24 protein-coding genes are annotated in these 23,001 nt (G+C 70.6%); 12 read left to right on the top strand and 12 right to left on the bottom strand.

The genetic code is table 11. The features are described from left to right. Nucleotides 1-100 precede the first annotated feature (100 nt). From rbfA to ABIE44_RS02015, 4 genes are read left to right on the top strand one after another with little or no spacing between them, the layout of a single operon-like run. Nucleotides 101-583 carry a 30S ribosome-binding factor RbfA gene (gene rbfA, locus ABIE44_RS02030; RefSeq protein WP_209722861.1) on the top strand — a complete coding sequence of 161 codons (483 nt, stop codon included), beginning with the start codon at nucleotides 101-103 and terminating at the stop codon, nucleotides 581-583. After that, nucleotides 580-1,443, top strand: coding sequence for a tRNA pseudouridine(55) synthase TruB (gene truB, locus ABIE44_RS02025; protein WP_209722864.1), 864 nt, complete (start codon nucleotides 580-582; stop codon nucleotides 1,441-1,443). Before rbfA ends, truB begins: the two co-directional genes overlap by 4 nt. Then, nucleotides 1,440-1,760 (top strand): DUF952 domain-containing protein, encoded by a 321-nt coding sequence (locus tag ABIE44_RS02020; RefSeq protein ID WP_209722867.1) that lies wholly within the window; start codon nucleotides 1,440-1,442, stop codon nucleotides 1,758-1,760. Before truB ends, ABIE44_RS02020 begins: the two co-directional genes overlap by 4 nt. A 9-nt stretch (nucleotides 1,761-1,769) precedes the next feature. After that, the gene (locus ABIE44_RS02015) at nucleotides 1,770-2,708 is read left to right on the top strand and encodes a bifunctional riboflavin kinase/FAD synthetase (RefSeq protein WP_209722870.1); all 939 of its coding nucleotides are present in this window, start codon (nucleotides 1,770-1,772) and stop codon (nucleotides 2,706-2,708) included. Nucleotides 2,709-2,732: 24 nt separating this feature from the next. On the opposite strand, the gene ABIE44_RS02010 is transcribed toward ABIE44_RS02015, so the two are convergent. The 4 genes from ABIE44_RS02010 to ABIE44_RS01995 form a co-directional block, all read right to left on the bottom strand. After that, nucleotides 2,733-3,461, bottom strand: coding sequence for a hypothetical protein (locus ABIE44_RS02010; protein WP_209722874.1), 729 nt, complete (start codon nucleotides 3,459-3,461; stop codon nucleotides 2,733-2,735). Further along, entirely contained in the window at nucleotides 3,458-3,967 is a 510-nt protein-coding gene (locus ABIE44_RS02005) for a SigE family RNA polymerase sigma factor (RefSeq protein WP_354437771.1), read from the bottom strand. The genes ABIE44_RS02010 and ABIE44_RS02005 overlap by 4 nt, the downstream gene beginning before the upstream one ends. Nucleotides 3,968-4,062: 95 nt before the next feature. Further along, on the bottom strand, nucleotides 4,063-4,704 hold the full coding sequence (locus ABIE44_RS02000) for a LuxR C-terminal-related transcriptional regulator (protein ID WP_209722877.1): 642 nt from the start codon (nucleotides 4,702-4,704) through the stop codon (nucleotides 4,063-4,065). Next, nucleotides 4,656-5,837: a sensor histidine kinase gene (locus ABIE44_RS01995; RefSeq protein WP_209722880.1), complete on the bottom strand. Its 1,182-nt coding sequence runs from the start codon at nucleotides 5,835-5,837 to the stop codon at nucleotides 4,656-4,658. The genes ABIE44_RS02000 and ABIE44_RS01995 overlap by 49 nt, the downstream gene beginning before the upstream one ends. Nucleotides 5,838-5,988: 151 nt before the next feature. On the opposite strand from ABIE44_RS01995, the gene ABIE44_RS01990 reads away from it, so the two are divergent. Further along, nucleotides 5,989-8,202: an MMPL family transporter gene (locus ABIE44_RS01990; protein ID WP_209722883.1), complete on the top strand. Its 2,214-nt coding sequence runs from the start codon at nucleotides 5,989-5,991 to the stop codon at nucleotides 8,200-8,202. A 54-nt stretch (nucleotides 8,203-8,256) separates the two neighbouring features. Here ABIE44_RS01990 and ABIE44_RS01985 read toward each other — a convergent pair whose 3' ends face one another. Both ABIE44_RS01985 and ABIE44_RS01980 read right to left on the bottom strand, forming a co-directional pair. Next, nucleotides 8,257-8,541, bottom strand: coding sequence for a hypothetical protein (locus ABIE44_RS01985; protein WP_209713121.1), 285 nt, complete (start codon nucleotides 8,539-8,541; stop codon nucleotides 8,257-8,259). Further along, nucleotides 8,538-10,700 (bottom strand): molybdopterin-dependent oxidoreductase, encoded by a 2,163-nt coding sequence (locus tag ABIE44_RS01980; RefSeq protein WP_209713123.1) that lies wholly within the window; start codon nucleotides 10,698-10,700, stop codon nucleotides 8,538-8,540. Before ABIE44_RS01980 ends, ABIE44_RS01985 begins: the two co-directional genes overlap by 4 nt. A 79-nt stretch (nucleotides 10,701-10,779) precedes the next feature. Between ABIE44_RS01980 and ABIE44_RS01975 the strand changes: the two genes are divergently transcribed. From ABIE44_RS01975 to ABIE44_RS01955, 5 genes are all read left to right on the top strand, one after another. After that, on the top strand, nucleotides 10,780-11,121 hold the full coding sequence (locus ABIE44_RS01975) for a PadR family transcriptional regulator (RefSeq protein ID WP_209713125.1): 342 nt from the start codon (nucleotides 10,780-10,782) through the stop codon (nucleotides 11,119-11,121). Beyond that, complete coding sequence (locus ABIE44_RS01970) at nucleotides 11,118-12,251, top strand: hypothetical protein (protein WP_209713127.1); 1,134 nt, start codon at nucleotides 11,118-11,120, stop codon at nucleotides 12,249-12,251. Before ABIE44_RS01975 ends, ABIE44_RS01970 begins: the two co-directional genes overlap by 4 nt. Before the next feature lie 146 nt (nucleotides 12,252-12,397). Continuing rightward, nucleotides 12,398-12,673, top strand: coding sequence for a 30S ribosomal protein S15 (gene rpsO / locus ABIE44_RS01965; RefSeq protein WP_354437769.1), 276 nt, complete (start codon nucleotides 12,398-12,400; stop codon nucleotides 12,671-12,673). Nucleotides 12,674-12,976: 303 nt separating this feature from the next. Beyond that, nucleotides 12,977-15,205 carry a polyribonucleotide nucleotidyltransferase gene (locus ABIE44_RS01960; protein WP_209713129.1) on the top strand — a complete coding sequence of 743 codons (2,229 nt, stop codon included), beginning with the start codon at nucleotides 12,977-12,979 and terminating at the stop codon, nucleotides 15,203-15,205. Continuing rightward, a complete protein-coding gene (locus ABIE44_RS01955; protein ID WP_209713131.1) occupies nucleotides 15,202-16,494 on the top strand; it encodes a M16 family metallopeptidase in 1,293 nt (430 codons plus the stop codon). Before ABIE44_RS01960 ends, ABIE44_RS01955 begins: the two co-directional genes overlap by 4 nt. 37 nt (nucleotides 16,495-16,531) lie before the next feature. Here ABIE44_RS01955 and ABIE44_RS01950 read toward each other — a convergent pair whose 3' ends face one another. Together ABIE44_RS01950 and ABIE44_RS01945 are read right to left on the bottom strand one after the other, a co-directional pair. Beyond that, nucleotides 16,532-17,044, bottom strand: a complete 513-nt coding sequence (locus ABIE44_RS01950; protein ID WP_209713133.1) for a hypothetical protein — start codon at nucleotides 17,042-17,044, stop codon at nucleotides 16,532-16,534. Then, nucleotides 17,041-17,646, bottom strand: a complete 606-nt coding sequence (locus tag ABIE44_RS01945; protein WP_209713135.1) for a transposase — start codon at nucleotides 17,644-17,646, stop codon at nucleotides 17,041-17,043. Before ABIE44_RS01945 ends, ABIE44_RS01950 begins: the two co-directional genes overlap by 4 nt. 89 nt (nucleotides 17,647-17,735) lie before the next feature. On the opposite strand from ABIE44_RS01945, the gene dapB reads away from it, so the two are divergent. Continuing rightward, entirely contained in the window at nucleotides 17,736-18,491 is a 756-nt protein-coding gene (dapB, locus tag ABIE44_RS01940; protein ID WP_209713137.1) for a 4-hydroxy-tetrahydrodipicolinate reductase, read from the top strand. Between the two features lie 118 nt (nucleotides 18,492-18,609). Further along, on the top strand, nucleotides 18,610-20,223 hold the full coding sequence (locus tag ABIE44_RS01935; RefSeq protein WP_209713139.1) for a M4 family metallopeptidase: 1,614 nt from the start codon (nucleotides 18,610-18,612) through the stop codon (nucleotides 20,221-20,223). A gap of 403 nt (nucleotides 20,224-20,626) precedes the next feature. On the opposite strand, the gene ABIE44_RS01930 is transcribed toward ABIE44_RS01935, so the two are convergent. The 4 genes from ABIE44_RS01930 to ABIE44_RS01915 all read right to left on the bottom strand — a co-directional run bounded on the left by ABIE44_RS01930 (nucleotide 20,627) and on the right by ABIE44_RS01915 (nucleotide 22,992). Next, on the bottom strand, nucleotides 20,627-20,788 hold the full coding sequence (locus tag ABIE44_RS01930) for a hypothetical protein (protein WP_354437768.1): 162 nt from the start codon (nucleotides 20,786-20,788) through the stop codon (nucleotides 20,627-20,629). A gap of 159 nt (nucleotides 20,789-20,947) precedes the next feature. Continuing rightward, entirely contained in the window at nucleotides 20,948-21,631 is a 684-nt protein-coding gene (locus ABIE44_RS01925) for an AzlC family ABC transporter permease (RefSeq protein ID WP_209713144.1), read from the bottom strand. A gap of 2 nt (nucleotides 21,632-21,633) precedes the next feature. Next, complete coding sequence (locus ABIE44_RS01920; RefSeq protein WP_354437767.1) at nucleotides 21,634-22,173, bottom strand: GNAT family N-acetyltransferase; 540 nt, start codon at nucleotides 22,171-22,173, stop codon at nucleotides 21,634-21,636. 12 nt (nucleotides 22,174-22,185) lie between these two features. Beyond that, nucleotides 22,186-22,992 (bottom strand): DMT family transporter, encoded by an 807-nt coding sequence (locus ABIE44_RS01915; RefSeq protein WP_209713146.1) that lies wholly within the window; start codon nucleotides 22,990-22,992, stop codon nucleotides 22,186-22,188. Nucleotides 22,993-23,001: the final 9 nt, after the last annotated feature.

Genomic DNA, 23,001 nt, shown 5'->3' with positions numbered 1-23,001 from the left:
CCGGGGTAACCGGTGAAACCGGATCGCCAGCCCGAAACTTCACCAGTTCGAGGTGGTTTTTCGTCGCCCCACGAAAAACCAGCAGGCAAGGAGCAAAGCCATGGCCAGCCCCCGCGTCCGCAAGGTCGCCGACCGGATCAAGGTGATCGTCGCCGAGATGCTCGAGCGGCGGATCAAGGACCCGCGGCTCGGGTTCGTCACCGTGACCGACGTCCGGGTCACCGGTGACACCCAGAACGCCTCGGTGTTCTACACGGTGCTCTCGCTCGGCGGCGAGCAGTCGGCGGAAGACCTGGCGGGCACCGCGGCGGCGCTCGAGTCGGCCAAGGGCCTGATCCGTTCCGAGGTCGCCAAGCAGCTCGGCATGCGCCACGCGCCGGCGCTCGAGTTCATCCACGACGCGCTGCCGGAGTCGGCCCGCGCGATCGACGACCTGCTCGACATCGCCCGGGCGCAGGACGAGCAGGTCGCCGCCAGCCGCACCGGCGCGACGTACGCCGGCGAGGCCGACCCGTACAAGAAGCCGCGTGTGGAAGACGACGCGGACGACGAGGACGAGCTCGAGGACGACTCCGAGTCGTGAACGGGCTGGTCGTCGTCGACAAGCCCGCCGGCATCACCTCGCACGACGTGGTGGCGCGGGTGCGTCGCCTCGCCGGGACCCGCAAGGTCGGCCACGCAGGCACGCTGGACCCGATGGCCACCGGGGTCCTGGTCGTCGGGGTGAACCGGGCGACCCGGTTGCTCGGGCACCTCCTGCTCACCGACAAGGGGTACGACGCCACGGTCCGCCTCGGCGCGAGCACCAGCACGGACGACGCCGAAGGTGAGTTCGTCGCGACCCACCCGGTGGGCGGTGTCTCCGAGGACGCCGTCCGCGCCGGCCTGGCATCGATGGTCGGCGAGATCGACCAGGTGCCCTCGGCGGTCTCGGCCATCAAGATCGACGGCAAGCGCGCCTACGAGCGCGTGCGGGCCGGCGAGGACGTGCAGATCTCGGCCCGTCGGGTGAGGATCAGCGCCATCACCGTCTCCCGGGTCGAGGCGGTCGACGACTTCCTCGACGTCGACATAGCGGTCGCGTGCTCGAGCGGCACCTACATCCGCGCGATCGCGCGCGACCTCGGCGCCGACCTCGGCGTCGGCGGTCACCTGACGGCGCTGCGGCGGACGGCGGTCGGGCCCTTCGGCATCGACCAGGCGCACACGCTCGAGGAGCTCGCCGAGGACTTCAGCCTGCTCGACATCAGCGACGCGGCCCGGGCGAGCTTCCCGGCGTACGAGCTGGACGACGTGCAGGCCGCCATGGTCCGGGTCGGCAAGAAGCTGCCCATCGACCTGCCCGAGCAGGTCCCCACCGCGGTGTTCGCGCCGACCGGCGAGTTCCTGGCCCTGTACGAGCGCGGGGGAGACCTCGCCCGACCCGTGGCGGTGTTCGTGTGAACGAGGACAACATCTTCCACCTCGCCCTGGTCTCGGACTGGGCAGCGGCCCAGGAGTCCGGCGACTACCGGATCTCCACGCTGGGGCGCACCCTGGAGCAGGAGGGCTTCATCCACGCCTCCCGCGAGGACCAGTGGCGCGGCGTCCGGACCCGTTTCTACACCGACGTCCCCGAGGAGCTGGTGCTGCTCGAGATCGATCCGGCGCGGCTGACCTCGCCGCTGGTGGTCGAGCCCGTGCCCGGCACCGACGACGAGTTCCCGCACATCTACGGTCCGTTGAACCTCGACGCCGTGGTCCGGATCCACGAACAGTAGGCTCGACCCGTGCGTGTGTGGCGTTTCCTCGAGCAGGTGCCGGCTGACCTCGGCCGGACCGTCGTCGTCATCGGCAACTTCGACGGCGTCCACCTCGGCCACCGGCACGTGATCGCCCGCGCCCGGGAGATCGCCGATGCCGCCGGCGTCCCGCTGGTCGCAGTGACCTTCGACCCGCACCCGATGGCGGTGCTGCGCCCCGACCACGCGCCGTTGATGCTGACCGACGTGGATACCCGGTGCGCGCTGCTGGCCGAGGCCGGCGCCGACGACGTCCTGGTCGTGCCGTTCTCCCGCGACATCGCCGCGTGGACCCCGGATCACTTCATCACCGCGGTGATCGTCGAGAGCCTGCAGGCCCGTGCGGTCGTGGTCGGTGCGAACTTCCGGTTCGGTGCCCGTGCCTCCGGCGACGTCACGACGCTGCGGGCCGCCGGGCACGACCACGACTTCACCGTCGAGGGCATCGCCCTGGACGGCGGGCCGCAGGTGTGGTCCTCGACGTACGTGCGTACCTGCCTGCTCGCCGGCGACGTCGAGGGAGCAGCCGAGGCGCTCGGTCGCCCGTACGCCGTGACCGGCGTCGTCGTGAAGGGGGACCAGCGCGGTCGCGAGCTCGGCTTCCCCACGGCGAACGTGCCGACCCAGGGGGTGGCCGCTCCCGCCGACGGCGTGTACGCCGGCTGGCTGCGCCGCACCGACGTCGAGGGCGAGGCGCCGTTCCCCGCTGCGATCTCGGTGGGCACGAACCCGACCTTCGACGGGGAGCGCGAGCGTCGCGTCGAGGCCTACGTCCTGGACCGCACCGACCTCGACCTGTACGGCGCCACGGTCGAGATATCGTTCGTCGCCCGACTGCGCGGCATGGTCGCGTTCGAGGGCATCGAGGCGCTGATCGAGACGATGAAGGGCGACGTGGTCCGGACCCGGGAGATCCTGGGCCTCTGAGCTCCGGCTCGCGACCGGCCCGGCTCAGCCGAAGGTGCCGCGGGCAAGCACGGCGCCGTCGTCGCCGCGCACGGCGAACGCCAACAGGTCGATCCCGGCCTCGCTGCCGGTCGTCGCGCTCACCCACACCAGCAGGTAACCGGGGTCGGCGGTCGTGCTGACCCCGGAGCGGACGTCGGTGTCGGTCGAGCGCGTCCGCACGGTGGCGGTGACGACCCGGGCGTCGGGGTTCGCGATCAGGCCGACGTACGTCGGCTCGCCGACGGGACCCGGCACCCGCACCATGCGTCCGTCGCGGCGCGGGAGGACGGGAGCGTCCAGGTAGCCGGCCCGGCGGACCTGGAGGTCGCCGTCGATGGCGCGCGAGCCGTAGGCGAGCCGGGGCCCGGGCTCCTCGGCCCACAGCGCGATGCTGCCGACCGAGCTTCCGTGCTCGCGGACGTAGAACTTCATGTCGACGTCGACCACCGATCCGACCGGTTCGGCGAAGGGTGCCGTGGACAGGAACACCTGCTCGGGGGAGCTGTCCTGGGTGCCCCGGCGGTCGGAGAAGCCCGCAGCATCGTGGTCGGCGTCGGGCAGCAAGGTCCACGGCGCCGCCAGCACCGCGGCGGCGACGGCGGCGGCAACCCCGATCCGCGCTCGTCGCAGGTGCGCCAGGGTCCGGCCCCGTCGTCGGATGTCGTCCAGGTCCGGGCCCGCGGACGGTGCTCGGGAGCCCTGCATTGCTTCGGTGAGCTCGGTGACGTTCATGAGTGGACCTCCAGTCCTGACCCGTTCTCGACCCGCAGCCGAGCCAGCGCGCGCGACGCCGTGCTCTTCACGGTCCCGACCGAGATACCGAGCTCCTCGGCGACCTCGGCCTCGGAGGAGTCGAAGTAGTAGCGGAGCACCACGATCTGTCGCTCCCGGACGGACAGGGTTCCCAGCAGTGCAGCCAGCTGGTCACGATCGGCGATCCGGTCGGACTGCGCGGAGCCGCCGCCGACGCCGCTCTCGGCGATGTCGGGGACGACGTCGGTGACCAGCTCGACGCGGTTCCGCCGACGGCGTACCCGATCGATCTGTGCGTTGAGCACGCACCGCCGGGCGTAGGCGTAGGGCTGTTCGGAACGCACCCTGCGCCAGGCCGCGAAGGTCTTGGCAAGCGCCGCGGAGGCGAGGTCCTCGGCATCCTGGTCGTGGCCGGTGAGCAACCACGCCGCGTGCCGCAGCCGCGGCCAAGCCGCCACCGCGAACTCGTCGAAGTCCTCGTGCACGATCAGTCCTCGCTCCCCGGGTCGCCGTGCTGGTGACCCTGTCACCCCTCTCAACGCAGCCGGTGCCTGCGAGTTTGAGTGACGGGTCGGCATCCTCAGACCCGCAACCAGGCCAGCACGGCCCGGACCCGGCGGTTGTCGTCGATGTCCGGCGGGAGGTCCAGCTTCGTGAAGATGCTGTTGGTGTGCTTGGCCACGGCCTTCTCGGTGACGAAGAGCGCGCTCGCGATGGCAGCGTTCGACCGTCCCTCGGCCATCAGGGCGAGGACCTCGCCCTCCCGTGCGGTGAGCCGGTCGACCGGCTCCTCGGGGCGCTTGGCCATGATCGAGGCGATCACCTCGGGGTCGATCACCGTGCCGCCCTCGATGACCCGGGCCAGGCCGTCGAGGAACTCGGTGACGTCGGAGACCCGGTCCTTGAGCAGGTAGCCGACCGAGCCCTCCCCGCTGGCCAGCAGCTCGCGGGCGTAGAGGTGCTCGACGTACTGGGACAGCACCATCACCGGGAAACCAGGTCGGCGCTCGCGCGCCGTGATCGCCGCGACCAGGCCCTCGTCGGTGAACGACGGGTGCAGCCGTACGTCGAGCACGGCCGCGTCCACGTCGGGTCCGGCCAGTGCGCGGTCCAGGTCGGGGGCGTTGTCGACCGAGGCGACGACGGTGTAGCCGCCGGACTCCAGGATCCTGGTCAGACCGGCGGCGAGGAGGGCATGGTCCTCGGCGAGGACAACTCGCACGGCACCTCCAGGGTGATCAGGGTGGGTCCCTGGTCGGGACTCGACACGGTCATCGTGCCGTCAAACGCTGCCAGACGTCGCATCACTCCCCGCATCCCGGTGCCTTTTTCCGGGTCGGCGCCGCCACGGCCGTCGTCGCCGACCCGGGCTCGCAGGACCGATCGCTCGTGGCTCAGCTCGACCCAGGCGTTCTCCGCGCCGGCGTGCTTGCCGATGTTCGCGAGGCACTCCGCGATGGCGAAGTAGAGCGCCGACTCCACCGGCGGTGCGGGACGTCCGGGCAGGTCGTTGGTGACGGTCACGGGGTACGCGAGGTCGAGGGCGAGCGCCTCGACGGCACCACCGACCCCGCGGTCGGCCAGCACCGGCGGATGGATGCCTCGGACCACCGAGCGCAGCTCGCCCAGTGCCGCGCTCGCGGTCGCCCGGGCGTCGGAGACCAGGTGCCGCGCCTGCTCCGGATCGCTGGTGAACAGGGTCTCCGCCAGGCCCAGACTCATCCCTACGGCCACCAGACGTGCCTGAGCACCGTCGTGCAGGTCGCGCTCGATCCGGCGCAGCTCGGCGGCGGAGTGGTCGATCGAGGAGGCCCGCGTCTCGGTGAGGACCTGGACCCGGCGCTCGAGGCGCTCGGTGTGACCGTAGCTGAGCAGCGCCAGGTCGATGCGGGCGCGGGCACGCATGATGGGCTCCGCGCCGTACCACCACACCGCCCCGGTCACGATGACGACGAAGAGCAGGAACGTCAGCAGCGAGAGCACGAACCCGATCGTCAGCGAGGTCAGCATCCAGGCGAGGTCGCGCCAGGTCATCGGGTCCCGTGCCCAGGTCGTCACCTTCGTGACCAGGTGGGCGCCCTCGGGCACCGGACGGTACTCGGCGGGAACCGTGGTGCGCAGGATCGCTGCGGCGAGATTGCGGTGCCGGGAGGCGATCCAGCGGCTTGCCGGGATGAACAGGAACAGCAGCGGCAGACCGATCCAGGCGATGGCCAGCACGCCGCCGACGACCGAGAGCACGAGGAACAGCAGGGTCGGCAGCACCATCAGCAGGTGCGCGCCGGCGTACAGGGTGAGCTTGAGGCGACCCGGGAGCGCAACCGGCTGCTCGAGGGTCAGGGTCGGCTCGGTCATGGGTTCCATTCTGGCCGATCCGGCCGGTCCGGACAGTGGTGCTGGGTCTACCCCGGGTGTGGTGCTCGCGCCCCTGACCGGAGCGCGTGGGCGAACCAGGCTGGACGCACCACCCCTGTCGGTGCGACAACCCAGGCAAGGAGCCCCCACCATGTCCACCTCCCCGCAGCACCACCCAGCAGAGCAAAAGCACAGTGCGCTCACCGCGCTTCCCCTCAGGGCCGCCCGCTGGAGCGCCACCCATCCGTGGCGCGCGATCGGCGCCTGGTTCGCCTTCGTCCTGATCGCCGTCGGCCTGGCCGTCGTGGTCCCGACGGCCGAGACCAAGGAGGCCGACTACGAGCTCGGTGACTCCGGCAAGGCTTCGTCCCTGGTCCGGGAGTCCGGCCTGGACGGCAACCCGTCCGAGGCGGTCCTCATCCGCGCCCGGGCCGGCCAGAGGATGGACCGTGACGCTGCGACCGCCGTGGCAGCCGAGATCGCGACGGACGCGAGAGCCGCTACCGGCGTCGCGTCGGTGGCCGATCCCGTGCTCAGCGAGTCCGGGAGGGCGGTCCTCGTCGACGTCGAGCTGAAGCGGGGGGCCGACGACGTCAGCGCCCTGACGAAGGTCACCGACGCGGCGGCGAAGGCGCACCCGGACCTGCGGATCAGCCAGGCCGGTGACGTCAGCATCGACGACGGCGTCGACGACCGGGTCAGCGAGGATCTCGCCTCGGCCGAGGGGATCAGCCTGCCGATCACGCTGCTGCTGATGCTGCTCGCCTTCGGTGCGCTCATCGCTGCCGGCATCCCGGTGATCATCGCGGCGAGCAGCGTCGCGGCCACCATCGGGATCACCGCACCGCTCTCGCACCTCGTGCACGCCGAGCCGACCGTCAGCAGCATGATCGTGCTGATCGGTATGGCGGTGGGCGTCGACTACTCGCTCTTCTACCTCAAGCGCGAGCGTGAGGAGCGGGCCAAGGGGCACAGCACCCCCGACGCCGTCGAGATCGCGGCTGCGACCTCGGGCCACTCGATCGTCGTCTCCGGCCTGGCGGTCATCGCGGCGATGACCGGGCTGTACGTCGTCGGCGGCGCCACCTTCAACTCGCTGGCGACCGGGTCGATCCTGGTCGTCGCGATCGCGGTGCTCGGATCCATCACGGTGCTGCCGGCGCTGCTGGCCAAGCTCGGCCGCTGGGTCGACCGCCCGCGCGTCCCGCTGCTGTGGCGCCTGAACGAACGGGTCGGTCAGGGCGGCGTGAGCAAGGTCTTCCTGGGCCCGGTCGTGCGGCGCCCGGTCGTCGCGCTGACGGTCGGCGGTGCTGCCGCGGTCGCGCTCGCCGTGCCGACTTTCGGCATGACGGTGCACGAGGCCAACCTCAAGACGCTGCCGGCCGACATCCCGCAGGTCCAGACGCTACGGGCGATCACCGCGGAGTTCCCGTCGCAGGGCGAGAGTGCCGAGGTGGTCGTGGAGGCCGCTGCGGCAGACTCCGGCAAGGTCGTCGCTGCGCTGGAGGATCTTGGCCGTGCCGCGGTCGCGACCCGGGACTTCGTCGCCACGGACGACGTCGTCCGGACCTCCACCGACGGCACGGTCTCGGTGCTGCACCTGGTCACGCCGTACGGCGAGGCCGACCCGCGCGTGGACCAGGCCGTGGCGACGCTGCGGGACGACCTCGTTCCGGCGGCCCTGGACGGGATCGAGAAGGACGGAGCCTCGGCGTACGTCGGCGGCGGCGCCGCGGAGTCCGTGGACTCGGCCGACCGGCTGCGCACCTACCTGCCGATCGTCGTCGGGTTCGTGCTGCTGCTGACCGTGGTGATGATGGGCCTCGCCTTCCGCAGCGTCGCCGTGGCGCTGCTGTCCGCGGTGCTCAACCTGGTCTCCGTCGGTGTCGCCTTCGGCATCCTGACGCTGGTCTTCCAGCACGGCTGGTTCGAGTCGCTCCTCGACTTCAGCTCGCCGGGCTTCGTCATCGACTGGCTGCCGATGTTCATCCTGGTGGTGCTGGTCGGCCTGTCGATGGACTACCAGGTGTTCGTGCTCAGCCGGATCCGCGAGCACATCCGTTCCGGTCTGCCGGTGCGGCTGGCCGTCGAGCGGGGAGTCCGCGACACCGCCGGCGTGGTCACCAGCGCTGCCGCGGTGATGGTCTCGGTGTTCGCGATCTTCGCCACGCTGAGCATGCTGGAGATGAAGATGATGGGCGTCGGCCTGGCCGCCGCCATCCTCATCGACGCCACGCTGATCCGGTTGGTGCTGATGCCGGCCGCGCTCGTGCTCATCGGTGACCGGGCCTGGAAGCGTGACGCGGGTCGGGCCCCGGTGGGGACGCAGGTGGCGGAGTCCGAGCCGGCGTACGAGCTGGTCTGAGCTGTTCCGGTCGTCGAGCTTGCCGAGACGTCTCGGCAAGCTCGACGACCGGAGTCACGGGTTCTTGTCCACCTCGGTGACCGCCCCGACCGACGGATCGGGGGCCAGGTCGCCCTCGTCCAACCAGGAGTGGTCGCCCTCGAGGTGGCCCTCGCGGAAGAAGACCACCATGTACGGGCCGCGCTCCCCGGCGCTCGGACCGGTGCGCTCGAAGTCGTGCTGGACCACGACGCCCTCGAGCCCGCGGGAGAAGGTCAGGCCGTCCTGCGGTGCGAAGTCCTTGGCGAGGACCACGTAGCTGCCCAGCTCGAGCCAGTCCGGGGCCCGGGTCGTGCTCACGCCGGCTGCGGCACCTTCTCGGTCACCAGCGCCTCGACCGTCACCGGCACCCCCGACAGCGCCGCGTTGCCGCTGACGTCGAGTCGCTCGGGGTCGGTCAGGTCGTTGATCGAGACGCCCGCGACGCCGGAGGCGTGCCCCATCCGGGTGCCGCCGACCTGGTGGCCGTAGCCGTGCGGCAACGAGACCACGCCAGGCATCATGTCGTCGGCTGCGGCGACGTCGATCTCGACCGAACCGACCCGCGAGGTGATCCGCACCAGGGCGCCGTCGGTGATGCCGCGAGCGGCCAGGTCGGCCGGGTTCATCAGCAGCTGGTGGCGCGGCTTGCCCCTGTGCAGCCGCTCGAGGTTGTGGGTCCAGGAGTTGCAGTCCTGCTTGTGCCGGCGCCCGATGAGGACCAGCTCGCCCTCGGCCGGCACGGGGAGGGTGGACCGCAGCCGGTCGAGGTCGGCGACCAGCGGCGCCGGTGCCAGGTCGATCCGCTTGTCCTTGGTCCCCAGCCGCTTCGGCATCGTCGGCCGGAGCTCGCCCAGGTCGACGCCCTCGGGGTGCTGCCGCAGCTGCTTCATCGACGTCTTGCGCCCCAGCGCCAGCAGCAGCGTGACCATCAACGTCGGGCTCATCGACATCCGGACCCGCTCGGAGACGCGCTGCAGCAACGGCTTCTTGGCGTTGATCCGCGCGTTCGTGCGGGCCGCGATCTGCTGGAAGATCTCCCAGTCGTGCAGGGCGTCCGGCTCCTTCTCGAACACCGCCGGCGTGAACCGGGCGGTGTTGCGGACACTGAGCGCGTGGAAGACCAGGTCGTAGTGGTCCCGCTCCAGCGCCGTGGTCGGCGGCAGGATCACGTCGGCGTGCCGGGTCGTCTCGTTGAGGTAGATGTCGACGCTGGCCATGAAGTCCAGGCCGGCGAACGACTCGCTGAGCCGGCGTCCGTCCGGGGTGGAGAGCACCGGGTTGCCGGCCAGCGTCAGTACCGCCTTGATCTGCCCCTCGCCCGGGGTGTCGATCTCCTCGCGGAAGACCGAGACCGGGAGCTCGCCGCCGAACTCGGGCATCCCGCGGACGCGGCTGCGCCAGACGTCGAAGTGCCCCGAGGACAGCAGCCCGTTCTTGACCACGTCGATCGCGGGCTCGGGGAAGAGCACACCGCCGACCCGGTCGAAGTTGCCGGACAGCAGGTTGAGCAGGTTGATCGCCCACTGGCAGATCGAGCCGAAACCCTGGGTGGAGAGCCCCATCCGCCCGTACGCCGCCGCGCCGTCGGCTGCGGCGAATTCCCGCGCGACCCGCCGGATCGTCTCGGCGTCCACACCACTGACCGAAGCCGCGTACTCCGGGGTGAACTCGGCGATCGCGGCCTGCAGCGCGTCCAGGTTGTCGACGTAGGACGGGGGAGTGGCCAGGTTCTCGGAGAGCAGCGTGTTGACCATCGCCAGCAGCACGACCGCGTCACTGGCCGGGCGGATGAAGTGGTGCTCGGTCGCGACCTTGGCGGTCTCGGTGCGGCGCGGGTCGAAGACGACCATCTGACCGCCGCGGGCCTTGAGGTCGCGGACCCGGTTGGGGAAGTCCGGCACCGTCATCAGCGATCCGTTGGAGGCCACCGGGTTCGCCCCGAAGACCAGGAAGTAGCTGGTGCGGTCGATGTCGGCGACCGGGAGCAGCAGCTGGTGGCCGAACTGCAGCATCCCGACGTACATGTGCGGGATCTGGTCCACCGAGGACGCGGAGAACTTGTTGCGCGTCTTGAAGGTCTTGATCAGCTCGAACCCGTGGGTCATCGAGCCGAGCGAGTGCGCGTTCGGGTTGCCGACGTAGATGCCGAGCGCGTTCTTGTCGTTCTCGTTGACGGCTTTGGCCAGACCGTCGGCAACGGCGTCGAGCGCTTCGTCCCAGCTGATCTCGGTCCAGGTCGCGTCCGCGCCCGTCCCGGTACGCCGCACGGGTCGCCGCAGCCGGTCGGGGTCGGTGTAGATGTCGGCCAGCGCCACGCCCTTGGGGCAGATGTGGCCGCGCGACAGCGGGTCCTCGTCGTTTCCGCGGATCGAGGTGACGACGTCGTTCGCGATGCTGATCTTCAGGCCGCAGATGGCCTCGCAGAGGTTGCAGACGCCGTGCTTGGTGCCGGTGAAGCCGGCGGAGGGTGCGCTCATGGAGGGATCGTCCCACCAAGTGCGCGACACGCCGGTGCGCGATCCGCAGTACTACGCAGTCCGTAGTACTGTGCGAGGCATGGATACCACTCAGCTCCTCAAGGGAGTACTCGACCTGACCGTGCTGGCGGTCGTCGAGGGCGAGGACGGCTACGGCTACGACATCGTCCGACGACTGCGCGACGGCGGACTGTCCGACGTCGGCGACGCCTCCGTCTACGGCACCCTGCGCCGGCTGTACTCGTCCGGGGCGCTGACCTCGTACGTCGTGCCGTCGGAGTCGGGTCCGCACCGCAAGTACTACGGCATCACCCCGACCGGGCGGTCGCAGCTGAAGAAGCAGCGCGACGACTGGACGGTCTTCTCCGGCACCGTCTCCGCACTTCTCGGCAAGCCCCACCTCGAAGGAGTCTCCGCATGAACACCGTCGTGATCGCCCCTGAGGTCCTGGCCTTCGTGGCCTCCGTCCGGGCACAGCTCGCCGACCTCGAGCCCGAGGAGCTGCTCGAGATCACCGACGGACTCGAGGCCGACCTGACCGACCTCGTCGCCGAGCAGGGGACCGGTGCGTTGGGGGACCCTGTCGCCTACGCCGCCGAGCTGCGTCAGGCGGCCGGCCTCGCCCCGCAGGTGCGGCGCCCCCGTGGGCGGGTGGCCCTGCTCGCGCTCCTCGACCGCGGCTTCGCCGAGGTGACCAGCCGCAAGGACGCCGCGCTCGCCGGACTGCCGGGCGATGCGTCCGGACTGCTCGCCAGCCTGCAGCCCATCTGGTGGGCCGTGCGTGGCTACGTGGCCGTGCAGTCGGCGCTGCTGTGGAGCGGAGGGTGGGCGTTGACCCCCGTGCCGGACGACAGCATCGACGGTGGACTGATCACCCTGGCGGTGATGCTGGTCAGCGTGCAGCTCGGTCGCAAGCGTCTCCCGGTCCTTCGTGACTGGGCCGGCAACGCGCTGTTCCGCATCGCGGTGATCGCTCTCAACGTGGTCGCCGCGGTGATGATCCCGGTCGTGGCCAACGGGTTCGAGCACCGGGACGCCCAGACCTTCGAGTCCGGGTACTCGCGGGGGATCAACGAGTCCGGTGCGTCGTACGTGAGCGACGAGAGCGGCGCCCAGGCCGGCCTGTACGCCGACGGCCGCTGGGTCTCCAACATCTTCCCGTACGACGCTGCCGGTCACCCGCTGGTCGGCGTCCAGCTCTACGACCAGTCCGGGAAGGCAATCGAGACGCTCGCGGCGAACGAGTGCGTCTACGACGCCGACCAGATGCCGATCGACTCGACCCGGGTGTTCTACCCGTGGTCGGACGGGGCCGCGCAGAAGAAGAACGTCTTCCCGGTGCCGAGCCGAGTGGAGGGGCCCGAGGTGGTCGACCCGGACCCGATGGCCTTCACCGGGGAGAACCGGCCCAGCGTCAGCGGCTTCCCGTTCGCCAGCGTCCCGAAGATCTCGCTCCCGGGCCTGCTCACCAGCTCGGCGAAGACCCCGGCCAAGGCGTTCGTGCCGGGACCGCGCACCGGGCCGATCAACCCGATCGACTACGGCTGCTGACCTGCGGTTTCGCACCGATCCGCTCGATTTCGGCAACGCCCGAGGCGCTGATAGTCTTGGGCGTTGCCGTCTGACGGCCGCGGATCCAGAGTGCCCGGAGGGACATGCCCCGGCGCGCCGCGCAGCACATTGTGAAGGGAGTCGACGTGTCGATCGGTACTGACGCAGAGACCAAGAAGAAGATCATCGCCGAGTACGCCACCACTGACGGTGACACCGGCTCCCCGGAGGTCCAGATCGCGCTGCTCTCGCACCGCATCTCGCACCTCACCGAGCACCTCAAGTCGCACAAGCACGACCACCACAGCCGTCGTGGCCTGCTCCTGCTGGTCGGCCAGCGCCGCCGCCTTCTCAACTACCTCGAGAAGACCGAGATCGAGCGCTACCGCTCGATCGTGCAGCGCCTCGGCCTGCGTCGCTGACAGCGTCCACGGCGGTTCGCCTTCACAGGCGGGCCGCCGTGTCTGTTAACTAGCACCTGCACGTACAACTGAATACAAACCACCATCAGGAGCGGCCCGCGATACGCCGGCCCGGTCCTCGGTAGTGGCCCCCCGTGTGCACCAGGTGCACCACCGGAAGATTCCGGTACAGCACGGTGGGCCTCGATCGAAGACCGGCCACCTTCCCCCACAGCTGTGGGGACGCAGGCAGTGCCTCACTCGTAGCCCTTGCGGGCTAAACCATGGGCTCGCGGAACGCTCCGCGAAGAGAAAGGGAAACCCTTGTCTGAGGGACCCGTCATTTCCGCCGTCGAGACCGTTCTGGACAACGGCAAGTTCGGCACCCGCACGATCAAGTTCGAGACCGGCCTCCTGGCCCGGCAGGCCGCCGGTGCGGTCACCGCGTACCTCGACGAGGACACCATGCTCCTGTCGGCGACCACCGCCGGCAAGCAGCCCAAGGACCACTTCGACTTCTTCCCCCTGACGATCGACGTCGAGGAGCGGATGTACGCCGCGGGTCGCATCCCCGGCTCGTTCTTCCGGTCCGAGGGTCGTCCGGGCGAGGACGCGATCCTCGCCTGCCGCCTCATCGACCGTCCGCTGCGCCCGACCTTCAAGAAGGGCCTGCGCAACGAGGTCCAGGTCGTCATCACCGTGATGGCGCTGAACCCCGACGCCCAGTACGACGTGCTGGCGATCAACGCCGCGTCGGCGTCCACCCAGATCTCCGGCCTGCCGTTCACCGGCCCGGTCGGCGCCACCCGCGTCGCGCTCATCGAGGGCCAGTGGGTCGCGTTCCCGTCGCACAGCCAGGTCGAGAAGGCCGTCTTCGACATGGTCGTCGCCGGGCGGGTCACCGAGACCGGTGACGTCGCGATCATGATGGTCGAGGCCGAGGCCACCGAGCAGACCATCGAGCTCATCCAGGGTGGAGCCCAGGCCCCGACCGAGGAGGTCGTCGCCAGCGGTCTGGACGCTGCCAAGCCGTTCATCAAGCAGCTCTGCGAGGCGCAGGTCGAGCTGGCCAAGCAGGCCGCGAAGCCCGTCCAGGAGTTCCCGATCTTCCTCGACTACGAGGACGACGTGTACGAGGCCGTCAAGGCGCACGCCTCCGAGGCCACCGCTGCCGCGCTCACCATCGCCGGCAAGCAGGAGCGCGAGGACAAGCTCGACGACATCAAGGCCGACGTGCTCGCCGCCCTCGGCGCGCAGTTCGAGGGTCGCGAGAAGGAGATCGGCGCGGCGTTCCGCTCGGTCAACAAGTCGCTGGTCCGCCAGCGCGTGCTGCGCGACAAGATCCGCATCGACGGCCGTGGCCTGACCGACATCCGGACCCTGTCCGCCGAGGTCGAGGTCCTGCCCCGCGTGCACGGCTCGGCGCTGTTCGAGCGCGGCGAGACGCAGATCCTGGGTGTCACCACGCTGGACATGCTCAAGCTCGAGCAGCAGCTCGACGGTCTCTCCCCGGAGAAGTACCGCCGGTACATGCACAAGTACATCTTCCCGCCGTTCTCCACCGGTGAGACCGGTCGCGTCGGTTCGCCGAAGCGTCGCGAGGTCGGTCACGGTGCGCTCGCCCGTCGCGCGCTCCTGCCGGTGCTCCCGAGCCGCGAGGAGTTCCCGTACGCGATCCGTCAGCTGTCCGAGGCGATGGGCTCCAACGGCTCGACCTCGATGGGTTCGGTCTGCGCCTCGACGCTGTCCCTGCTGCAGGCCGGTGTGCCGCTGAAGGCGCCGGTCGCCGGTATCGCGATGGGTCTGATCTCCGACACCGTCGACGGCAAGACCGAGTACGTCGCGCTCACCGACATCCTCGGTGCCGAGGACGCGTTCGGTGACATGGACTTCAAGGTCGCCGGTACCAAGCAGTTCGTCACCGCCCTGCAGCTCGACACCAAGCTCGACGGCATCCCCGCCGACGTGCTGGCCGGCGCGCTGACCCAGGCACGGGACGCCCGTCTGGCGATCCTCGAGGTCATGGCCGAGGCCATCGACGGCCCCGAGGAGATGTCGATCCACGCTCCGCGGATCATCACCATCAAGATCCCGGTCGACAAGATCGGCGAGGTGATCGGGCCCAAGGGCAAGGTCATCAACCAGATCCAGGACGACACCGGCGCGAACATCTCCATCGAGGACGACGGCACCATCTACGTCGGTGCCACGAACGGAGAGGCCGCCGAGGCCGCCCGCCAGGCGATCAACCAGATCGCCAACCCGACGATGCCGGAGGTCGGCGAGCGCTACCTCGGTACCGTCGTGAAGACGACCAACTTCGGTGCGTTCGTCTCGCTGATGCCGGGCAAGGACGGGCTGCTGCACATCAGCAAGCTCCGTGCGCTGGCCGGCGGCAAGCGGGTCGACAACGTCGAGGACGTCGTCTCCGTGGGTCAGAAGATCCAGGTCGAGATCGGTGAGATCGACGACCGCGGCAAGCTGTCGCTGGTCCCGTACATCGAGGACGCCGAGGGTTCTGAGGCTCCTGCCGAGGAGTCCGACGGCGAGTGACGCTCGCAGCTGAGCAGAAGCCCGGCACGACCCGCACCCTCATCGGAGGCGTCCAACGGACTGTCCTTCCGGGAGGGCTGCGGGTCGTGACCGAGCACGTCCCCGGTGTCCGCTCCGCGGCCATCGGGGTCTTCGTCGGCGTCGGGTCGCGTGACGAGACGCCGGCGCTGAACGGCGCCTCCCACTTCCTCGAGCACCTGCTGTTCAAGGGAACCCCGACGCGTACGGCGATGGAGATCTCCTCCGCGCTGGACGCCGTCGGGGGCGAGTTCAACGCCTACACCGCCCGCGAGTACACCTGCTACCACGCACGCGTGCTCGACGCCGACCTGCCGATGGCGGTCGACGTGCTCGGCGACATGCTGACCGCGTCGGTGATCACGCCTGAGGACGTCGAGGCCGAGCGCGAGGTGATCCTCGACGAGATCGCCATGCACGACGACGACCCGGACGACGTGGTGCACAACCTCTTCGCGGCCAAGGCGTGGGCGGGTACGTCGCTCGCCCGACCGATCGCGGGCACCGCGGAGTCGATCCGGGGGCTGACCCGTCCGCAGATCAACCGCTACTACAAGTCGCGGTACACCGCGCCGGCGATGACCGTGGCCGTGGCCGGCAACATCGTGCACCGCGACGTCGTGCGGCTGGTCCGCAAGGCGTTCTCGCGCAACCACTTCCTCGCCGACCTCGACGCGCGGCCGCTGCCGCCGCGGCTGGCCGAGAAGCCCCGGGCGACCAAGGCGGGCGAGGAGCACACGACCCGTCCGTTCGAGCAGGTGAACCTGGTCCTCGGCATGCGTGGTCTGACCCGGTCGGACCCCCGGCGCTACCCGCTGGGTGTCCTCAACGCGGCGTTCGGTGGGGGATCCTCCTCCCGCCTGTTCCAGGAGGTCCGGGAGCGTCGCGGCCTGGCCTACTCGGTCTACTCGTTCGCGACCAGCTACTCCGACGCCGGCATGGTCGGCGTCGCGGTGGGCTCGCTGCCCAGCAAGTCGGCCGAGGTGCTCGACGTGGTGCGCAGCGAGATGGCCCGGATGGTCGAGTCCGGGCTCACCCAGGAGGAGCTCGACCGGGGTCGCGGCCAGATGCGCGGCGGCATGGTGCTCAGCCTGGAGGACACCGGCTCACGGATGACTCGCCTCGGTGAGGTCGAGCTGTTCCAGGACCGGCTGCTCTCGCTCGACGAGGTGCTCGAGCGCCTCGACGCGGTTACGCTCGCCGACGTCCACGAGCTCGCGTCGGACCTGTTCCGGCGGCCGGAGACGCTGGCCGTCGTCGGTCCGGCCTGAGGGTTTTCGGCAGGCTCGACCAACGGGGTCGGCTCGATCAGTTCAGCGCGGTCCAGAGCACCCCGGCGCAGGTGATCGACCAGAGCACGCTCGTGAACGAGCCGATGATGAACCGTTCCGCGGCACCGGGCTGCTTGAGCTCGGGGTAGCGGCCCAGTCCCTTCATCGCGAGCACGATGGCCAACCCCTCGGGCCAGCCGGCGACGAGCGTCACGAAGATCGCGGCGCGTTCCATCGCGCCGATCCAGGCGCCGCCGCGCAGGACGTTGCCGGCCTGCTCGATCGGCCCGCCGTGGTCCACCACGTGCAGCACGGCTGCGGTCACCGGACCGCCGCCGAAGATCGCCAGGGCGGCGACGAGCAGGATCAGGGTGCCGCGCAGACCGTCGCCGTGCGCGACGTACGACGGGTCGAACAGCGCCCAGCAGCCCAGGCCCGTCAACGTGAGCACCCCGAGGGCCGACCCGAGCTGGTGAGCGCGGTCCTGGGTCCGCAGGAACCACCCGGGCAGGGTTCCGGCCAGGGCCAGCAGCAGTGCTGCGATCGTCACCCGTCCTCCTCCAACATCTCGTCCAGCAGGTCCGCGAGCAGCCGGGCGGCCCGGTCGCTCTCGATCAGTCCTGCCGCTTGGGCCCGCTGGGACACCGCCGACTGGCTGATACCGAGGCGGGAGGCGGTCTCCGCGTAGGTCAGGCCCTCGGCGAGCAGGTCGGCGACCTCCCAGCCGCGGTCGCTGCGCCGGGTGAGCACACCGGCCCACAACCAGGCGACGGTCTCGATCTGCTCCGCACGGTACGCCGAGGCCCCGACAACACAGAGGCGGCTCGCCAGCTGCTTGGCACGACCGACCGCCTGCCGCGCGAGCACGAACGCCTCGCCCCGTCCTGCACGGGTCGAGGAGGGGAGCGGGAGCTCGACCGCGCCGAGCCCGAGCCCGATGTTCCAGGCGCCGTCGCGCAGCAGCAGCTCGAGGCGGGCGACCACGGACCTGCCGTCGGACAGGACGCCCTGGACCTCGTCGCCGGCGGTCCGTTCGAACGGGAGCAAGGTCGGTCCGAGCCCAGGATCGTTCAGCAGGTGGAGCACCTCTGGCACCAGGTCCGGGCCCGCTTGGCTGCCGCGTTGGTCGACGGTGAGAACTGCGCTGGTCATCAAGGCACCATCCTTATCTCCTGAGACATAAGGAATATACCTTATGTATGCGTGCTGAAGGCAAGAACCTGTTCCGCTAGGCTGACCCGGTGAGCACACGGAAGGTCGGCGTCCTCGGGGCGCAGGGCAAGGTCGGGCGCGAGATCTGTGCAGGCGTGGAGGCTGCCGAGGACATGGATCTCGTCGCGGCGCTCGACGTCGGCGACAGCCTGGACGACCTGGTCACGAACGGCGCCGAGCTGATCGTCGACTTCACCCATCCCGACGCCGTTATGGGCAACCTCCGTTTCTGCATCGAGCACGGCATCGGCGCCGTCGTGGGCACCACCGGCTTCGACGAGGACCGGCTGGCCGAGCTGCGCGACCTTCTCGGCGACGCTCCCCGCAGTGGCGTGCTGATCGCCCCGAACTTCTCCATCGGCGCCATCCTGATGATGCGGTTCTCCGCCCAGGCGGCGAAGTACTACGAGTCGGTCGAGATCATCGAGCTGCACCACCCCACGAAGGCCGACGCACCTTCGGGCACCGCCGCCCGCACGGCCCGGCTCATCGCCGAGGCACGCCGCGACGCCGGGCTGCCGGCGCCCCCGGACGCGACGTCGACCGGTCTCGACGGAGCCCGCGGGGCGGAGGCGGACGGTATCCACGTGCACAGCCTCCGGATCCGCGGCCTGGTCGCGCACCAGGAGGTCGTCCTCGGCGGGCCGGGAGAGACGCTGACGATCCGTCACGACTCGATGGACCGGGCGTCGTTCGTGCCCGGCGTGCTGCTCGGCCTGCGCCGGATCGGTGGAGCCCCCGGCCTGACCGTCGGGCTCGAGGCTTTCCTGGACCTCGACCGGTAACTCCTGCACGTTCCTGCAGCGCAGGGATTGCCGACTACCCGCCCCCTGCGAGCGGGTGGATGCTGTGGCCTCCGAGGATGCCGCCAGGTGTCCTCGACATCTCTCGGGAGGAACACGCATGCGCACCCCTGCACGCCTCATCGGCGGTCTGGTCGTCTCCGCGACGACCGTGGTCGCCACCGCACTGACCCAGGCCCCCTCGGCCGTCGGCGCCGCCCGCCCCTCGGACCCCACGCCGGCCCAGGCCGCCGTCGCGGCGGTCAAGGACCACGCCGCCGGTACCCGGTTCGGCAGCGGCCAGACCCTCACGGCCACCAGCACCAGCACCGACCTGGACGGCACCCGGCACGTCCGGCTCGACCGCAGCTACCGCGGTCTGCCGGTGGTCGGCGGCGACCTCGTCGTGCACCTGAGCGCGGGAGAGCAGTGGAAGGGCGTGAGCCAGACGCTCGCGGTCGCTCCTGATCTGGCGACCGCCCCGGCAGTCGGCGCGGACCGGGCCGAGGACGTCGCGCTGGCCCCGCGCACCGGCCGCGCCCGCATCACCGGCCAGAAGGTCGACGGCTCCCGGCTGGTGGTCGACGCGACCGGCGCCACCGCTCGGCTGGCGTGGCAGGTGACCACGTCGGGCACCCAGGCGGACGGCACCCCGAGCCGGCTGCTCAGCTACGTCGATGCCCGGACCGGCGCGAGGATCCGTTCCGAGCAGCAGATCCAGACCGACGCCGGCTCCGGCCAGTCGTTGTACGCCGGCACCGTCCCGCTGGACCTCACGAAGAGCGGCTCGACGTACCAGCTCAAGGACCCGGTCCGCGGCGGGACCTACACCACCGACGTCGCCAACGGCACCGACAGCGGGCTGTGCACCCTGCTCGGCGTCGGTTGCAAGACCGGGACGCTGTTCACCAGCCCGGACGCCAGCTTCGGGACGGGGACGACGACCTCACGGGAGTCCGCAGCGGTCGATGCCCAGTACGGCACCGCGGTGACCTGGGACTTCTACAAGAACACCTACGGACGCAACGGGATCTTCGGCACCGGTGCCGGCTCCTACAACCGGGTGCACTACGGCACCAAGTACGTGAACGCCTTCTGGGACGGCGAGAAGATGACGTACGGCGACGGCGACGGCACGAACTACGGACCGCTGACCTCCCTCGACGTGGCCGGTCACGAGATGTCCCACGGCGTCACCGAGAACACCGCCGGTCTGACGTACTCGGGGGAGTCGGGTGGTCTGAACGAGGCCACATCCGACATCTTCGGCACCCTGGTCGAGTTCTACGCGGCCAACGCCAACGACCCGGGCGACTACCTGATCGGTGAGCGGTTCGACCTGAAGAACCACCTCGGGCTCCGCCGGATGGACAACCCGGCTGCCGACGGTGACTCGGTCAACTGCTGGTCGAGCACGGTGAAGAACCTGGACGTGCACTACTCCTCCGGGGTCGGCAACCACTTCTTCTACCTGCTCGCCGAGGGCTCGGGAACCAAGACGTTCGGCGGCGTGAAGCACACCAGCACGACCTGCAACGGTTCGACGGTCGGAGGCATCGGCCGTGCTGCGGCCGGGCAGATCTGGTACCGCGCGCTGACGACGTACATGACCTCGAACACCAGCTACGCCGGTGCCCGGGTCGCCACGGTCAAGGCCGCCACCGACCTGTACGGCGCGGGGTCGGCCCAGGTGGCCGCAGTGAACGCGGCGTGGAGTGCGGTCAACGTCGCCTGAGGTCGCGTGCCGTCGTACGGGAGCTGTCGGGACCTGCGTTGCATGTTCGTGCAGCGCAGGTTTTGACAGGTTCCGAAAGGTGCAGGAAACAGCCAGTCTGGGGGCGAGGAGATTTCTCGGCTTCCTCGTCCCGGAACCCCCAGGCGCGTCCCCGCCGCTGCTGCAGTCGCCACGGACCCAGCAGGCAGGTCGGACGGCGTGCAGAACCCGGGACCGGGCGCCCGTTTGGGAGAACGGCACCCCTCGCTGAGATTTGGTCCGGTCCGCCCCCAGCACCTCCCTGCCGGAGGCGGACCGGACCACCTAGCGCGAGGGGTCCGCACTGGGGGTGCGGGCTCCTCGCCCGCCCTCCGCAGCCGACCCCGAGCGGCTGCCGAGCGGCTGCCGGGCGGCTGCCGGGCGGCTACAGCAACCGCAGCAGCGCCGCCGTGGCCGCAGACACCACGACGACCAGCAGGAAGGGCGCACGCAGCAGCAGCGCCACCGCCGCGGCACCGAGGCCGGCCAGGCGCGCGTCGATCGTCAGCGTCGGGTGCGAACCGTCCCCGCCCGAGAACACCTGCACGGCGATGAGCGCCGCCAGCAGCGCGACCGGGAGCAGGTCGGCGACCCGTTGGACCGACCGGCCGCTCCAGCACCCGGGCAGGGACTGACAGGCCCGCCAGCTTGAGCAGGTAGCAGGCCGCGGCGCAGGCGCCGATCGCGATCCAGGTCATCGGCGCCGTCAGCCCCTCAGGCCCAGTCCGAGCGCGACCACACCGGCGGCCAGCACGGGGATACCGGCCGGGGTCAGCGGCACCAGCAGCAGCGCCAGGGCGGCGGCCAGGGCCGCCGCGATCCGGGCGGTCGGGGTGTCCAGCCGCGGCCACAGCAGAGCCAGGAACGCGCCCCCGACGGCGGCGTCGAGACCGTAGTCGCGAGGGTCGCCGAGCGAGTCGCCGGCGACGGCGCCGACCAGGGTCGCGGCGTTCCAGAGCACGAAGACGCCGATGCCGGTGGTGAGGAAGCCGACCCGGGCGGCAGCCTGCGTGCTCCGGGTGACGCTCATCGCGGTGGACTCGTCGATGAGCACGTGCGCGGCCGCCGCCCGCCGTACGCCGGTCCAGCCGAGCAGCGGCGCGAGCTTGAGGCCGTAGAGGCTGTTGCGGACCCCGAGCAGCATCCCGGAAGCCGCGCCGAGCAGAGGAGCCCCGCCGGAGGCGATCACCGAGATGAACGCGAACTGCGAGGCGCCGGTGAAGACGAGCAGCGAGAGCGCGCAGGTCTGGGCGGTGTCGAGACCGCTGCCGACGCCGAGCGCCCCGAACGAGATGCCGTACGCGCCGGTGGCCACCGAGACGGCCAGACCGTCCCGGACGATCTGGCGCCGCTCGACCGGGTCGAGCCCGTCCCCGGGGGCCGGTCGCACGACTAGCCCAGGTCCGTGTGCAACCGCACCTGCTTGACGGTGACGCTGCCGTCGCCGGTCAGGTCGAGCGTCCGGTGCGCTCCGTCGGGCCCCCAGCCGGCCGCGGTCAGGAAGGCGCGGGTGGTGTCGTCGGCGGCGGGCAGCCAGGTCACCGCGCGGCTGAACCGGTCAGCCTTGAGGGTGTCGACGGCGGCCTGCATCAGCCGGGAGCCGTGACCGCCGTTGCGCTTGTGCGGGTCGACGGTCAGGTCGGTGACCTCGCCGTCGGCGATCGGGTCGCGGTCGGGGTCGCCCGCGGGGCCGGTGACGGCGAACCCGGTCACCAGGTTGCGCTCCAGTGCGATCAGGACCCGGTTGCGGGCGTCTGCCGGTTGGGCCAGCGACGCTCGCCAACCCTCGGCGATCTGGTCGGGCTCGAGCGCGGCGAGCACCTCGGCGGGGAGCAGGCCGGCGTACGAGCTGCGCCAGGCGCGGACCTGGACTGCGGCGATCGCGGGTGCGTCGTCGGACCAGGCAACACGGCAGGAGACGTCGGCACTCACCAGGCCATCAAATCAGGTGTCTGCGGACTCCACGTCGGCGGCATCGAGCAGGTCGAGGCGGGTCTCCGCACCGCACAGCACGACGCTGGCCGCCACGCTGATCACGAACGCACTGATAGCGAGCGGCCACCAACCGTCGCGGACCTCGTCGTTGAACAGGGCGATGCCGACGGCAGCCGGGATCGCGGTCTGCAGCAGGATCTGCGGCGAGGTGGCTGCGGTGACCGAGGTCCGGTTGAGCGCCACCGAGTACAGCAGGAAGCCGAGCGACCCGAAGAGGCCGATGCTGATCGCGGTCGCCAACGTGTCCGGTTCCCAGGAGAAGTCGACCAGAGCCCTGGTCGCGATCGGGGAGAGGCCGTAGGCCACCCCGGCCAGCGTGGCCAGCACGACGCCGGCCAGGGGGTGGGTCGAGCGCCAGGCCAGCCAGCCCAGCAGGCCGACCGTCGCCAGGACCGAGTAGAGCGCGATCGTCGTGCGGTCGGTGAACGTCGACTGGCCGATGTCACCCGCGGCGATCGCGAGGATGCCCAGCCCGGCGACCATCGCTGCCACCGCGACCCAGTGCTCCCGGCGCAGGGGCTCGCCCATCACGAACGACGCGAGCAGGGCGGTGACGACGAGCGAGGCGCCGACGCCGACCTGCGCCAGGTAGAGCGGGAGCTCCGCGATCGCGACCAGGTGCAGCAACCAGCCGACCAGGTACGCGACCAGCACGCCGAGCATCGGCCGGGACAGCAGGCCGTGCTTGCGGATGATCGAGGCCTGGATGGCGGCGATGGCCCCGAAAAGCGCAGCGGCCAGCAACGCAGCCGACATGCCCACAAT

The sequence above is a fragment of the Marmoricola sp. OAE513 genome (assembly GCF_040546585.1).
In the GTDB taxonomy this organism is placed as follows: domain Bacteria; phylum Actinomycetota; class Actinomycetes; order Propionibacteriales; family Nocardioidaceae; genus Marmoricola.
This window is presented reverse-complemented; position numbering and strand designations above follow the sequence as displayed.